The organism is Leclercia adecarboxylata (genome assembly GCF_006171285.1).
Lineage (GTDB): Bacteria > Pseudomonadota > Gammaproteobacteria > Enterobacterales > Enterobacteriaceae > Enterobacter > Enterobacter barmai.
Genome location: NZ_CP040889.1, coordinates 1,386,590 through 1,399,968, shown reverse-complemented (window position 1 = coordinate 1,399,968; position 13,379 = coordinate 1,386,590). Strand labels below are relative to the sequence as shown.

Annotated in this window: 11 protein-coding genes and 1 pseudogene; 11 read left to right on the top strand and 1 reads right to left on the bottom strand. The window is 55.0% G+C overall.

The window, feature by feature from the left end; all coding sequences use genetic code 11:
• Positions 1–7: 7 nt before the first annotated feature.
• The 4 genes and pseudogenes from FHN83_RS28845 to FHN83_RS08390 all read left to right on the top strand — a co-directional run bounded on the left by FHN83_RS28845 (position 8) and on the right by FHN83_RS08390 (position 4,119).
• Positions 8–709, top strand: coding sequence for an EndoU domain-containing protein (locus FHN83_RS28845; RefSeq protein WP_327062112.1), 702 nt, complete (start codon positions 8–10; stop codon positions 707–709).
• Between the two features lie 10 nt (positions 710–719).
• On the top strand, positions 720–971 hold the full coding sequence (locus tag FHN83_RS08405) for a MafI family immunity protein (RefSeq protein ID WP_139563664.1): 252 nt from the start codon (positions 720–722) through the stop codon (positions 969–971).
• 287 nt (positions 972–1,258) lie between these two features.
• Positions 1,259–3,169, top strand: a pseudogene (locus FHN83_RS08395) (hemagglutinin repeat-containing protein); the annotation flags it as partial.
• 635 nt (positions 3,170–3,804) lie between these two features.
• Positions 3,805–4,119 carry a hypothetical protein gene (locus tag FHN83_RS08390; protein WP_039031723.1) on the top strand — a complete coding sequence of 105 codons (315 nt, stop codon included), beginning with the start codon at positions 3,805–3,807 and terminating at the stop codon, positions 4,117–4,119.
• A gap of 42 nt (positions 4,120–4,161) precedes the next feature.
• On the opposite strand, the gene FHN83_RS28565 is transcribed toward FHN83_RS08390, so the two are convergent.
• Positions 4,162–4,290 (bottom strand): SymE family type I addiction module toxin, encoded by a 129-nt coding sequence (locus FHN83_RS28565; RefSeq protein WP_419146411.1) that lies wholly within the window; start codon positions 4,288–4,290, stop codon positions 4,162–4,164.
• 906 nt (positions 4,291–5,196) lie between these two features.
• Between FHN83_RS28565 and FHN83_RS08380 the strand changes: the two genes are divergently transcribed.
• The 7 genes from FHN83_RS08380 (at position 5,197) to bcsB (ending at position 13,367) form a co-directional block, all read left to right on the top strand.
• Positions 5,197–5,874, top strand: a complete 678-nt coding sequence (locus FHN83_RS08380) for a CsgG/HfaB family protein (RefSeq protein ID WP_139563662.1) — start codon at positions 5,197–5,199, stop codon at positions 5,872–5,874.
• 12 nt (positions 5,875–5,886) lie between these two features.
• Positions 5,887–6,231, top strand: a complete 345-nt coding sequence (locus FHN83_RS08375; RefSeq protein ID WP_139563661.1) for a DUF4810 domain-containing protein — start codon at positions 5,887–5,889, stop codon at positions 6,229–6,231.
• Between the two features lie 11 nt (positions 6,232–6,242).
• Positions 6,243–6,905 carry a DUF799 domain-containing protein gene (locus FHN83_RS08370; RefSeq protein ID WP_139563660.1) on the top strand — a complete coding sequence of 221 codons (663 nt, stop codon included), beginning with the start codon at positions 6,243–6,245 and terminating at the stop codon, positions 6,903–6,905.
• Between the two features lie 461 nt (positions 6,906–7,366).
• Positions 7,367–7,966 carry a cellulose biosynthesis protein BcsO gene (gene bcsO, locus FHN83_RS08365; protein WP_139563659.1) on the top strand — a complete coding sequence of 200 codons (600 nt, stop codon included), beginning with the start codon at positions 7,367–7,369 and terminating at the stop codon, positions 7,964–7,966.
• Positions 7,957–8,763 (top strand): cellulose biosynthesis protein BcsQ, encoded by an 807-nt coding sequence (bcsQ, locus tag FHN83_RS08360; protein ID WP_039031729.1) that lies wholly within the window; start codon positions 7,957–7,959, stop codon positions 8,761–8,763. The genes bcsO and bcsQ overlap by 10 nt, the downstream gene beginning before the upstream one ends.
• Positions 8,764–8,784: 21 nt before the next feature.
• Positions 8,785–10,905, top strand: coding sequence for a UDP-forming cellulose synthase catalytic subunit (bcsA, locus tag FHN83_RS08355; protein ID WP_052246239.1), 2,121 nt, complete (start codon positions 8,785–8,787; stop codon positions 10,903–10,905).
• Positions 10,902–13,367, top strand: coding sequence for a cellulose biosynthesis cyclic di-GMP-binding regulatory protein BcsB (bcsB, locus tag FHN83_RS08350; protein WP_139563658.1), 2,466 nt, complete (start codon positions 10,902–10,904; stop codon positions 13,365–13,367). Before bcsA ends, bcsB begins: the two co-directional genes overlap by 4 nt.
• The last annotated feature ends 12 nt before the right edge of the window (positions 13,368–13,379 follow it).

The following is a 13,379-nucleotide window of genomic DNA, read 5'->3' as shown; positions in this document are numbered from 1 at the left end:
AAAAGGCATGGCAGACATAAGTATGTCGCAAGCCTCGCTCGGTGCCTCCATGATTAAGGACGGTGCTACACCGGATGAAATCGCAGCAGCCCTGGTCAAAAATGCCCAAGGAGATATGCCGGAAGGCCAGGATGCCGTTAAAGGCCTGTTGACCGCCTGGGGCGAGCTCTTTGGAGTTCCGGTCAGTGCGTTGAGTGCGGATGGAAACATGACGGCACAACAAGCTGCGGAAATCCTGGCCAGTGGGGTACCGACCAGTGAAGCGAAGTTAATCCAGTATGTAGCTGCTAAGGCGTTTTTATCTGTCGCGAAAAGCTCAGATCTAGGATTATCCCCTGCAAACCAGAAATATGTTGATATCCTTTCTCCGGAAGCGAAACAGCATATTTTATATGGGGATAGTCCTACGCAAGGTGGACATCTGTATCCCGGAAATCCAGGAAAAACAGTTTTCCCTCAAAGCTGGTCAGCAGACAAGGTTGTTCATGCTGTGGGTGATATAGCTACTTCACCTGATACTAAATGGTTTGCCCAGACCGGAACGGGTGGGGCGTATACAAATGCAGGAAATCCAGCAAGATGGGTTGCCTGGGAAGAGCGAGAAGGTGTTAGAGTTCGTGTGGTATACGAGCCAGCTAGTGGGAAAATAGTAACAGCGTTCCCGGATAGTAATCCGACACCTCCAACTTTAAAACCGATTAAGAAATAGCGTAGGCGCGATGGATATTAATGAAAAAATTAAATCATTAGGTGAAGGGTTAAAGGATCGGTTGGATCCTTCGCTCGTTGACTTTGCTCTCGATTATATTGGGTTCTCAGAGAGTGTATTAGCATTCGAGACACTATGTGATCACATCGCTGATCATGATGTTGTGATTAGCAAAGATGAATACACGCAGGTGCTTAAAATAGCTAATGATCTTGGCCTGGAAATAGATAGTAGATATACATATATAAATCCAGAGAAATAACTATGATTAATCCCGGCCACCGCGCCGGGATATTTTCACCCGTCAGCCCTTAACTGACGCAATCAATAGTTGTCCATGCTCCACGCTGACCGTGACCGGAGTGCTATTACTGAATACCGCCTCTGCCAGTCCGTTGTCATTAAGGCGCAGGCTGGGGTTGCGGGAACAGCAATCGATCATAGAGGTATATGTTCTTAAACAGTACTGGAGATAAATTAAAACGCGGTACAAACCCGCGTAGCAGGTGTTGGGTCCGGGGGCTGGGTTAATAACCAACAAAAGTTATTGCGGGCAACAACCTGCGGGTGTTGGGCTCAGCGGTGGCGGCCACCAACACCGACACCTCCTGACGCTTCAAGGAGACCAAAAAGTCCGGCCTGATGGGCACGGGAGGTATCGGCTTCACCGTCGGCACCAGCAAATCCACCCACGACATGCGCGAGCAGGGCACCAGCCAGAGCGGAAGCTTCAACACCGTCGGCATCAACGCCTCGCTGGGCTCACAGTCGTCAAAATCCTCCTCGCACATGCGGAGCGAAACATCGGCGGGCAGCAGCCTGAACGCGGGCAGCAACGTCACGATTAAGGCCACCGGGAGCGATATCACCGTGGCGGGCAGCCGGGTTAAGGCCGGTAAGGACGTGCTGCTTGATGCGGCCCGGGACGTGAACCTGCTTGCCTCGCAGGACACCCAGCAGACGACGGGTAAAAACAGCAGCAGCGGCGGCAGCGTGGGCGTCGGGCTGGGGGCGGGATCCGGCGGGACGGGCATCAGCATCTCGGCGAGTGCCAGCAGCAGCAAAGGGCACGAGAAGGGCAACGGGGTCCGGCAGAACGAGGCCACGGTGGATGCGGGCCGTCAGCTCACGATTAACAGCGGGCGCGATACCACGCTGGCCGGCGCGCAGGTGAGCGGCGAAACCGTGAAGGCGGATATCGGGCGCGACCTGACCATTGCCAGTACGCAGGACAGCGACCACTACAACAGTAAGCAGGGCAGCGTCAGCGGCGGGGTGGGGTACACCTTCGGGGCGGGCGGATTCTCGGGGAGCATCAGCGCCAGCCGGGACAAAATCGCCAGCGACTACGACTCGGTGCAGGAGCAGAGCGGGATCTTCGCCGGGAAGGGCGGTTTTGACGTGACGGTGGGGAACCACACGCAGCTGGACGGCGGGGTGATTGCCTCGACGGCGGAGGCGGAGAAAAACCGTCTCGACACGGGCACGCTGGGCTTCAGGGATATCCACAACCGGGCGGACTTCAGGACCGGACACCAGGGCGCGGGCATCAGTTCCGGGGGCAATATCGGGCAGCAGTTTGCCGGGAACATGGCGAACGGCCTGATTGCCGGGCTGGGCAGCAGCGGCCACGCGGAAGGCACCACCCGGGCGGCAGTGAGCGAGGGGACCATCACCGTCCGCGATACGGCGAACCAGCAGCAGGATGTGGCCGACCTGAGCCGTGACACGGAGCATGCCAACGGCAGTATCAGCCCGATCTTCGACAAGGAGAAAGAGCAGAAGCGGCTGCAGGCAGCGCAGCTGATCCTTGAAATTGGTGCGCAGGCGGCCGATATCGCCCGGACCCAGGGGGAAATCACCGGCCTGAATGCGGCCCGGAACAAACTGGCGAAAGAGGGCAAATACGAGCCGGGGCCGGATGCCAGCAAAGAGCAAAAAGCGGAGTATCAGAAAGCGCTGCGTGAGACGTCCGAATACAAAACGGCCATGGAGAAGTACGGCACCGGCAGCACTATCCAGCGGGGTATCCAGGCGGCCACGGCGGCGCTGCAGGGCCTTGCGGGCGGGAATATGGCCGGGGCGCTGGCGGGCGCGGCAGCCCCGGAGCTGGCGTATGCCATCGGCCACAGGTCAGGTCTCAGTGAGGATGATGTCGCGGGCAAAGCCATTGCCCACGCCATTCTGGGCGGGGCGGTTGCCGCCCTGCAGGGGAACAGCGCCGCAGCAGGCGCCGCAGGCGCGGCAGCGGGTGAGCTTGCCGCGAAGGCCATCGCGGGCGTACTGTATCCGGACGTGAAAGACCCGTCGAAACTGAGCGAGGAGCAGAAGCAGACGGTCAGCGCCCTGGCCACGATTTCGGCGGGAATGGCGGGTGGCCTGGCGGGTGACAGCACGGCGGCTGCGGCAGCGGGTGCCGGGGCCGGGAAGAATGCGGTTGAGAATAATGCTTTGAGTCTGCCGAAAGGGATGACAGAAACCGGACAGGCAGCTACATCCTGGGTGAAATATGCGCAGGACAACAATCTCTCGCCGGAGCAGGTGCAGGCCGGATTACAGGATATTGTGCGCGGTGATTTGCCGGAAAGCGCGGATATTATCAAAGCCATCCTGAGTAACAATCCAGGCTCTGATACGGTAATGGCTCTGCTGACAGCGGAAGAGGCGAAGGACTACGCGCTGGCTCTGTTGACGTCAATCCCGGCAGAAAAAGCGTTATCATTAGCGGGTAAAGCAGCCGGTATTATTGATAACAAAATCCTGATTAGTGCGGCGGAGAAAATATCGACGGCGAAACCGGGTAAACAATCGGCAGTACCGAGGGATTTGAATGAACAAATAGTATGGAAACACGTGCAGGAAAATCCGGCAGCAGGAGAAAAACTGCTCGGCATGAATAATGATCCGCGTTTCCCTGCAAGTGCAGGTTTCCAGAAGATGCAGGCAGTCCAGAAAAATGCCAAGGGAGAATCAATAACTATTCATTATCAGTACAACTCTACTACTGGTAAAGCTTATGATATTAAAATTGATACTCCACAAAGGATTAGCTCTAATCCGGCAGATGTGTTCGAAAATATTAAAGGGCTAATTAAATGAAAATCAGAGAGAAAGATGGAACAGTTATAAATGTGTTTTCAATTTATTGGTTTGGTGACGAAACATATTTTTATGGGTTTCCCAAAAACTATGGAGGCTTGATTGCATATAGAGCGAGTCAAGTGACTGTAATTGAATCAGAAATGGATTTTAAGGCAATGTATTTTGAAAATAATGCGAAGAGCATTCATCATTGGGCACTGATTAAAGAAAAGTTGCTGGATGATATATTAGAACGAGATGAAGATGCCTATAAGCGCTTCCTTGAAATCGTGAAGGCTGAAGGTCTGGTTGATCCAGATTTTTATTAATCATCATAGATCCCGGCCACCGAGCTGGGATCTTTTTACCCGTCAGCCCTTAACCGGCTCGATCACCAGTCTTCCCTGCTCCACGCTGACAATGACTGGGGTGTCGGTGCTGAATCCCGCTTCAGCCAGCCAGTTGCCGTTCAGGCGCAGGCCGGGCTGTGGGAATAGCAATTGGTCATACAGATACAGGCTCTTTAACAACACTAATATAATTAAACACACAGGCGCGGTAGCTAAAATGTCGGGCGCTTAAACAGCCTCCTGAATATTTATAACCGTTCTAACGCCGGGAATGTCAAGTATCCGTTCTGCTTACATCTGACCAGTACAATCCATTGCAGATATTTATATACACAAATTGCCGAAAATCGATGTCATCATGATTAAGATAAAATATCAAATTCTGTAGTTTTTCGTTTAACCCAAACCCGTACTGATATTGAATGGTACATAGCTTATTCTTAATCTCATAAAGCCGGTCAAAATGCCTTTGAGCCTCCGAAAATGAAGAACCTTTGATTTGTTGCATGAGACTAAAGCATTCGTTTTCATAGGTAACTAACAAATCGTTAATTGCGTTAGAGGTATCCCTGTAAAGTATTAACTCTTCCTCTAAAAAAGGCCAGATGCTCATTGGTTAATTCTCAAGGTTTATTGAAAGAAATCAGATGTGGCATTTCGATTAACTTAACACTATTACCCTAACATAGGGTAAACTTTTTTCATAGCGCGCTAATGTATATAAGGATTGTTTTTATTTTATTTTATTTTAAATCTTATGTTTATTATTCATGGTGTGCATTTTTGTAAGGTTTGTATATGTAATTTGAATGGTTTTTGATTACTGACAGGAGGGTGATTATTGCGTTAATCAAACGCAGGCAAGATAAAATCTGAAAAATATATAAACACGAACAAAATGAATCGCTGTCTGTCATAATGGAATCGCTAACGCTGTGTGTTTAATAAAGTTTTATTTATAATTAATTACCTCTTAAAAAACCCAAAAACCTTCGAATAATATCAATAAGGAGAATGGTGCTAACACCATTTTTTCTAAAAGGAAATTTAAATATCATGGTCAATAAATTTATTGCCACTTCGCTCTGCTTAAGCGCGTTATTACTTGCAGGCTGTGCAACGGAATCCTCCCGGTCCGTTGAAGTGGCGAAAGTTGCCACTTATAACACCTCGTGGCAGGGGCAGCGCAGCCCGATATCGGTCGGGAAATTTGATAACCGCTCCAGCTACATGAATGGCATCTTTTCAGATGGCGTCGACCATCTGGGTAATCAGTCAAAAACCATTTTGATCACCCATTTGCAGCAAACTGGCCGCTTCAACGTGCTGGATCGCGCAAATATGGAAGAGATTAAAAACGAGTCCGGCATCAGCGGAAAGCGTCAGCAGTTGAAAGGGGCGTCGTACGTCATCACGGGTGATGTGACGGAGTTTGGTCGCAAAGAGACCGGCGACAGGGCGCTGTTTGGCATTCTGGGGCGCGGCAAGTCGCAGGTGGCGTATGCGAAAGTGGCTCTCAACGTGGTTAACGTCAGCACCTCCGAAGTGGTTTATTCATCCCAGGGAGCGGGTGAATACACGCTGTCTAACCGTGAAGTGCTCGGCTTTGGCGGCACGGCCAGCTACGACGCCACGCTGAACGGCAAAGTTCTCGATCTCGCGATCCGCGAAGCGGTAAATAACCTGGTTGCCGGTACTGAAAACGGCAGCTGGGACCCGTCAAATACACATTAAAAGGAATTAATGATGGCAAAGATAAAAAGCCTGCTTTCCGGCGCAGCTATGCTGCTGCTGGCCGGGTGTGCAACAAAATCACCGCAGCAGATCTATACCTGGGGTGATTATCAGGACACTGTTTATGACTACTACACCAGTAAAACCAGCCCGCAGGAGCAGATCGCCTCACTGCAGAAACTGATTACGGCATCGCAGGCCAGCAGCAAACCTGTGCCGCCTGGCGTGCATGCCCAACTGGGGATGCTCTACAGCAATACCGGGAACAGAGATCTGGCGATGGCCGAATTTAACGCCGAGAAAAAACAGTACCCGGAATCGGCTTCTTATATTGATTTCCTCACCACGAAAAAATAACGGAACCTAAAATGAAAGGAATCTCCGCTCTTCTGACCCTGGCATTGACGCTGGTCGTAACGGGTTGCACAACCAATAAGACGCCCCCGGCCGATTATTCCGCTTTTAAAGAAAGTAAACCGCGCAGCATTCTGGTGCTGCCGCCAGTAAATAAGTCGCCGGACATCAACGCGAACCACGGCTTTTTGAGCAACGTAACCCAGCCGCTTGCCGAGTCCGGTTACTATGTGTTCCCGGTGGCAGTGGTGGAAGAGACGTTTAAACAAAACGGCGCGACCCATCCTGACGACATCAGCGCGATCCCGCTGAAAAAACTGCACGATATCTTCAGCGCGGATGCGGTGATGTATATCACCATCACCGATTACGGCACCTCTTACCAGGTGATCAGCAGCGATACGCGGGTTATTGCCTCGGCGCGTCTGGTGGATTTGCGCACCGGAAAAGAGCTGTGGACAGGCGCTGCCTCGGCTTCAAGTAATGAAGGCCAGACCAATAACAACGGTGGCCTGCTGGGAATGGTAATCAACGCGGCGATCACCCAGATTGCGCATTCGGCTACGGACAAAGCCTATGACGTTGCCCGCATCGCCAGCGCACGTCTGTTTAGCCCAGGGCCGCGGGGTTTGTTATATGGCCCGCGTTCGCCGAAATACGGGCAGACTGCTCAGTAACCTCTTCAATCCCGGCCCCTGTGCCGGGATTAATTTATTGCCCCTCTTTTTAACCTGCCCGCAAACACCGGTTAACCCGGAGCGCTCACCGATATATCCTGTTTTTCATAACTCATGTTTATAGTTACCTGTCGATATTAAACGTCACATGTTATATTTTCGCTGGATTAATCTGTTGTAGGGATAACGAAGAGCAAGATTTTATCTTTATGTTATGGGTTCTGCTGGCGGATAGTGGAGAAATTACGCGATCTGTCGATAAGCTTGTACATAGTATTAGCTCTACGTAATATGCATTAGAACATTTACTAAACAAATATGACCACGCGTAAAGGGAAGTACTTTATGACGGTTGTTAATCACTCATCCCCTTTACATGTTCGTATTCCCATAAAACTGTTGTCCCTGGCAAAGTCATGCAGGAAACAAAAAATACTGACTTGTGAATCACGAGTAATGCCATGAAAAATTATGATGATTTGCAGCGTTTCAAGGATAAAACGCGCACCGGTGACATCAATTTCAAGGACTTGTCTGCGCAAAACAAGCAGGCTTCCGCCAGCGGCTGGGCGATCATCAACCAGCTGGCAGGTGTGGATAACGATTCGGCGCTGGCGAAAGCCGGCAGCGTCGCCGTTCCTGTTCCACAGGCGGTGAAACCCGGTGAACTGGATATTGCCCTTGCCAGCCTGACGAAAGCTCCTGTGGCCGGGCCCGCGGGTGCTGCGCCGTCGATCATGCAAAGCATGAATGCCGTTAGCGCAGAAAAAGGGGAACAATCGCCGATTAACCCGGCTGCACCTTCGTTCTTTGACCAGCTAAAACCCGAGCCGACAAGCCCGCCGCCGGTGAAAGAGGTGCCAGCCCTGGTGCCGCAGGCTGAGCTGCGGGCAACGCCTGCGCCTGTGGTGCCCATTGCTGAGGCCGTCCCTGCGCCGAAACCGGCGGAGCCGGTGCGCTTTGAGCAGCTGTTCGCGACCAAAACGTCCGAACGCGCCAGCCATCCGGTGAAAGATCTTCCGTTACAACCGCTCCTGGAGAAAATCGCTTCATGCCGTTAGTGTGTATTTGCTCGCCAAAAGGCGGAGTAGGGAAAACCACGGTCACGGCCAACCTCGCTTATGCTCTGGCTCGTTCCGGCAATAAAGTTCTGGCCATTGACTTCGATGTACAGAACGCGCTGCGTCTGCATTTTGGCGTACCGTTGTCCGACGGTCGCGGCTACGTTGCCCGTGCCAATGAGTCGGCAGACTGGAGCCAGTCAGTGCTCACGGCGGGCAACAATATGTTCGTCCTGCCCTATGGCGAAGTGACGGAAGAGCAGCGCCTGATCTTTGAACACAACCTCACCAGCGACAGCAATTTCCTCGCGCGCGGGTTAAGTTCTCTGCTGAGCTACCCGGGGCTGGTTATTCTGGCCGACTTCCCGCCAGGGCCGAACCCGGCGCTGAAGGCGATCTCTCCGCTGGCCGATTTGCACCTCGTGACCCTGCTGGCCGACACCGCATCGCTGTCGCTGCTGCCCCACATTGAAAACCACCGGCTGACCGGCGGCGCACCGCCAGATAACAAGGCCGGATACTATTTCCTGGTGAACCAGAGTGATAACCGGCGCCATATCAGCCGTGACGTCACCGCCTTCTTACAGCAACGCCTCGGCGATCGCCTGCTTGGTGTGATCAACCGGGATGAAAGCGTGCCTGAGGCCAATGCCTCACAGCAGTCGATACTGGATTTCAGCGCCACCTCGGCGGCGGCGTTCGATATCGAGCTGGTGAGTAAGCGTATCGCGGCTATTTTGGGTATTCAGGTCGGTGACGGCGCCGTGCACGCCAGTCTGAGAACCTCCAGTTTCTGACGACAATTTCCAGGACGTCCTATGAAAAAGGCGCTGTTTTATTTACTGCTATTGGTCTTAGCGCCTATTGCAGTGCTTATTATTATTACCCCGATGGATAGCCAGAAGCAGTATATCTTCGGCTTAATCAGCATCGGGGCGCTAATGCTGCTTGGTTTTAGCAAACACCACCGCGTGTCGGTAATCATGATGATTGTGGCGGTGTTAATGTCCACACGATATATCTGGTTTCGGGCCACGCAGACGCTGCATTTTAATTCCGAAATAGAGGCCATACTGGGGATCGGGTTATTTCTCGCCGAACTCTATATCTGGATAACCATTATTTTAAGTTATCTGCAAAACCTCTTTCCGTTACAGCGCAAGATCGTCCCGCTGCCCGATGATATGGCCCAGTGGCCGACGGTGGATATCTATATCCCGTCGTATAACGAGAGCTTGGACGTGGTGCGCGATACCGTGCTGGCGGCGCAGTGCCTGGATTATCCGGCGGATAAACTGAAAATCTACCTGCTGGATGACGGCAAGCGCAGCGAGTTTGCGGTGTTTGCCGCCAACGTCGGGGTAGGGTACATCACGCGTAACGATAACTCCCACGCCAAAGCGGGCAACCTCAACCACGCCATGAAGCTCACCAAAGGCGAGCTGATCTGCGTCTTTGACTGCGACCACGTGGCGACGCGTATCTTCCTGCAGGCGACGGTGGGTGCCTTCCTGCAGGATCCGAAGCTGGCGCTGATGCAGACGCCGCACTACTTCTACTCGCCGGATCCGTTCGAGCGTAACCTCTCTGCGGGCCGCGATATTCCTAACGAAGGCCAGCTGTTCTACGGGCAGATCCAGCGCGGAAACGACAACTGGAACGCCACCTTCTTCTGCGGCTCCTGCGCGGTGATCCGCCGCAGCGCCCTGGAAGAGATTGGCGGCTTTGCGGTAGAAACCGTCACCGAAGATGCCCACACCGCGCTGAAGATGCAGCGCCTGGGCTGGAAGTCGGCCTATCTGGATATTCCGCTGGCGGCAGGGCTGGCGACGGAACGTCTGGTGGTGCACGTGATCCAGCGTACCCGCTGGGCACGCGGCATGACCCAGATTTTGCGCGTCGATAACCCGCTGCTGGGCCGGGGCCTGAAGTGGCAGCAGCGTCTGTGCTATCTTAACGCCATGCTGTCTTTCCAGTTTGCCCTGCCGCGCGTGGCGTTTCTTACCGCGCCGCTGGCTTATCTGCTGTTTAACCTGAACATTATCCACTCCTCGGCGAGCCTGATTTTCGCCTATATGCTGCCGCACCTGTTCCTCTGTATCTATGTGAACTCGCGGGTCAACGGGCGCTTCCGCTACAGCTTCTGGGGTGAGATTTACGATCTGGTGCTGGCCTTCCACCTGGTGCTGCCGACGGTAATCACCCTGATCTTCCCGAAACGCGGCAAGTTCAACGTGACCGATAAAGGCGCGCTGCTGGATGTGGGCTACTTCGACTTCAGCATTGTCCGTCCGCACCTGATTATCGCGGTGCTGCTGGCGGCGGGGGTGATCGCCGGTATCGTGCGCGCCGTCGCCCATGACTACTTCAGCGTCGACCCGATGGTTATCGCCCTTAACGTCGGCTGGGGCGTCTACAGCCTGATCTTCCTGCTGGCCGCCATCGCCGTAGCGCGGGAAACCCGCCAGACGCGTAAAACCATCCGTATCGATGCCAGCGTGCCGGTGGTGATCCACTACGCCAGCGGTATCTCCTCGCGCAGCCATACCCTGGATTTATCCATGGGCGGCTGCCGTATTGCGGTGGTGGATGACCGCCACCTTACCGACGAGATCGAAGAGATTGAGCTGCAGCTGCAGTCGGGGGCGATCAGCATCCCGGTGAATGTGATTGCCCACGATGAGCAGTACATTCGCCTGATGTTTGACGAGATCCCGCTGGACCGCCGCCGCGAACTGGTGCGCGTGGTGCTGGCCCGCGCCGATGCGTGGATCAACCCGCCTAAACGCCAGGACAACCCGTTCCGCTCGTTGTTTATCATTATTCGCAGCGTATTTGATCTGTTCTGGCTGACCTGGAAAGACCGTCGTAACAAGCGTCGTCAACGCCATGAGGATGCAGGGCGCAGGAATAATGCCACCGAGGATACCGCTGTATGAAAGGGATGACCCGCAAAGCCCTGCAGTTGCTTTTTGTGTTTGGCGTACTGGCGCAGCCGGTGACGGCGGAAGAGCCGACCACCGTGGAATCGCTGCTGCCGACAGATCTCCCGCCCCCGGTGACGGAGGCGGCGCAGCCCGCTGCGGACACGGCGCCGGCTTCACTGCCTGCTCCCGATACGCTGCCCGCGTTCCAGACCCCGTCTGCGGCTGAGGCGGCCGCAGAGCCTGCCAGCCCGATGCCGGATGCGGTGCCTGCGACCCCGGCACCCGATGCCGCGCCTGCTTCTCCGGTGCCGATGGGGATCACCCCCGGTACCACCAGCAGCATCACCGTCGCCCAGATGGGGCAGCCGAATGGCGTGGTGCTGAGCGGTGGGCAGCTTCAGGGCGGGATCGACTTTACCCTTTCGGCGGACCAGGTGATCACCAACGCCCAGCTGGAGCTGAACCTGAAGGTCTCTCCGGCGATGGCGGCGCGCAACACCACGCTGCAGCTGATGCTCAACGGCCAGCCGCTGGGCACGGTGCCGCTGGGCTCCGCCGACAGCAACGTGTCCAACTATCAGCTGGACATTCCGGCGGCGATGGTGGTGTCACGCAACAACATCAGCTTCAAAATCAACGACGGCGACGCACTGCTGTGTCAGCGGGATCTGTCCGACAGCTACCAGGTCACCATCATGCCGAACACGCGGCTCGATCTGGAGGCGCAGCAGCTGAACATTGGCGCGGATCTGAGCCATTTCCCGCGTCCGTTCCTCGACGAAATGCAGATGACTCCGACCACGCTGACCTTCGCTTTCCCGGCCAAAACCCTGCCGGAGCAGGTGGGGGCGGCGGCGCTGATCGCCTCGTGGCTGGGGATCGAAGCGGACTACCGCGGTATTTCGTTTGATGCCCTGCATGACCAGTTGCCGGAGAAAAACGGCATCCTGCTCGGCAAGCCTGGCGAGTCGATTGGCGGCTTAACCCTGCCCGCCTCGAACGGGGCGATGCTGCAGGTGGTGGATAACCCGGCCAACCCGATCTACAAGCTGCTGCTGGTAGTGGGCAATAACGAGCAACAGCTCAGGAGTGCGGCATGGCGTCTGACCCGCGGCCAGTTCAACGGCCAGACCACCAGCCTGCCGGTGGAAGCCCAGAACATCCCGGTCAGCAAACCTTACGATGCGCCGCGCTGGATCGCCACCGACCGCCCGGTGCTGCTGAGCGAGCTGATGCGTAAAGATCAGAGCCTGACGGTGACCGGCATCTGGCACGAGCCGCTGACCCTGGCGTTCCGCGCCGCGCCGGATCTGTTTATGTGGGATGGCGACACCATTCCGCTGAAAATCGCCTACCGTTTCCCGTCCGAAAGCTGGATCGACGAGCAGCGCTCGTACCTGTCGATGACCTTCAACGGCACCTTCCTGCGTAATCTGCCGGTCAACAAACAGGGGCTGCTGGAAGGGCTGTGGCACAAGCTCGGCGGCGATGCGCGTCAGGAGAATTTTGTTATGCCGCTGGAGCCGTATCTGATTTACGGCGACAACCAGCTGCAGCTCTATTTCAACATCCAGACCCAGGAGAACGCGCCGTGCAGCGTGCTGCTCAATAACAACATCAAGAGCCGCATCGACGAAGAGTCGAGCATCGACCTGAGCAATTCGCGCCACTTCACGCTGCTGCCGAATCTCTCTTACTTTGTGGGTGCTTCGTTCCCGTTCACCCGCCTGGCGGACTTCTCGCAGACGGTATTACTTCTGCCGGAAAACCCGAGCGAAAGCGAGATCAGCACCCTGCTGGATCTCTCCGCCCGCTCCGGTAACGCCACCGGTACCGCGCTGAACAACAACCGCGTGATGTTCGGTCTGCCGTCTGGCGGAGCGAACCTGCTGCGCCTCGGTGAAAGCGACGTGCTGGCGGTTTCTTCGCTGAATCAGACCGCCTTCAACCGCGCCCTGCTGGCCCAGTCACCCTTTATCAGCAACGAGCACACCTTTGGCGTGCGCGAGCCGAAGATGCTGGACAGAGTGCAGAACCTGCTGGAAGGAAACTGGAACACGACCGCCGTCGATGCCGACCGTTACTTCTCGTCGAACGAGTCCTGGCGCGGCTTTGTCAGCTTCCGCTCCCAGTGGAACCCGCAACGTCTGGTGGTGATGGCGATTGGCAGCAACGACGAGCAGCTTTCGCGTCTGCATAACGACCTGAACTCCGCCCGCATTAACGCCGGGATCAGGGGCGACACGGCGATCATCACCGATGAAAACGGCGTGCGCAGCTTCCGCGTCGGCCCGCAGCTCCCGAGCGGCCAGATGCCCTGGTACATGATGGTAGTGTGGTATGCCACGCAGCACTCCGCCATGCTGGCAATTTTTGGTCTGCTGTTTGCGACGATTATTGGCCTGAGCCTCTACTCGTTACTGAAAAAACGCGCGCATAAACGTCTTAACCCACAGGATTCAGATCGTGAGTAAGGGTGGTAACAC

Bases quoted from the DNA above. Each gene is read 5' to 3' on its own strand.
- FHN83_RS28845 (WP_327062112.1), top strand. From the start codon at position 8: ATGGCAGACATAAGTATGTCGCAAGCCTCGCTCGGTGCCTCCATGATT.
- FHN83_RS08405 (WP_139563664.1), top strand. From the start codon at position 720: ATGGATATTAATGAAAAAATTAAATCATTAGGTGAAGGGTTAAAGGAT.
- FHN83_RS08390 (WP_039031723.1), top strand. From the start codon at position 3,805: ATGAAAATCAGAGAGAAAGATGGAACAGTTATAAATGTGTTTTCAATT.
- FHN83_RS08380 (WP_139563662.1), top strand. From the start codon at position 5,197: ATGGTCAATAAATTTATTGCCACTTCGCTCTGCTTAAGCGCGTTATTA.
- FHN83_RS08375 (WP_139563661.1), top strand. From the start codon at position 5,887: ATGGCAAAGATAAAAAGCCTGCTTTCCGGCGCAGCTATGCTGCTGCTG.
- FHN83_RS08370 (WP_139563660.1), top strand. From the start codon at position 6,243: ATGAAAGGAATCTCCGCTCTTCTGACCCTGGCATTGACGCTGGTCGTA.
- bcsO (WP_139563659.1), top strand. From the start codon at position 7,367: ATGAAAAATTATGATGATTTGCAGCGTTTCAAGGATAAAACGCGCACC.
- bcsQ (WP_039031729.1), top strand. From the start codon at position 7,957: ATGCCGTTAGTGTGTATTTGCTCGCCAAAAGGCGGAGTAGGGAAAACC.
- bcsA (WP_052246239.1), top strand. From the start codon at position 8,785: ATGAAAAAGGCGCTGTTTTATTTACTGCTATTGGTCTTAGCGCCTATT.
- bcsB (WP_139563658.1), top strand. From the start codon at position 10,902: ATGAAAGGGATGACCCGCAAAGCCCTGCAGTTGCTTTTTGTGTTTGGC.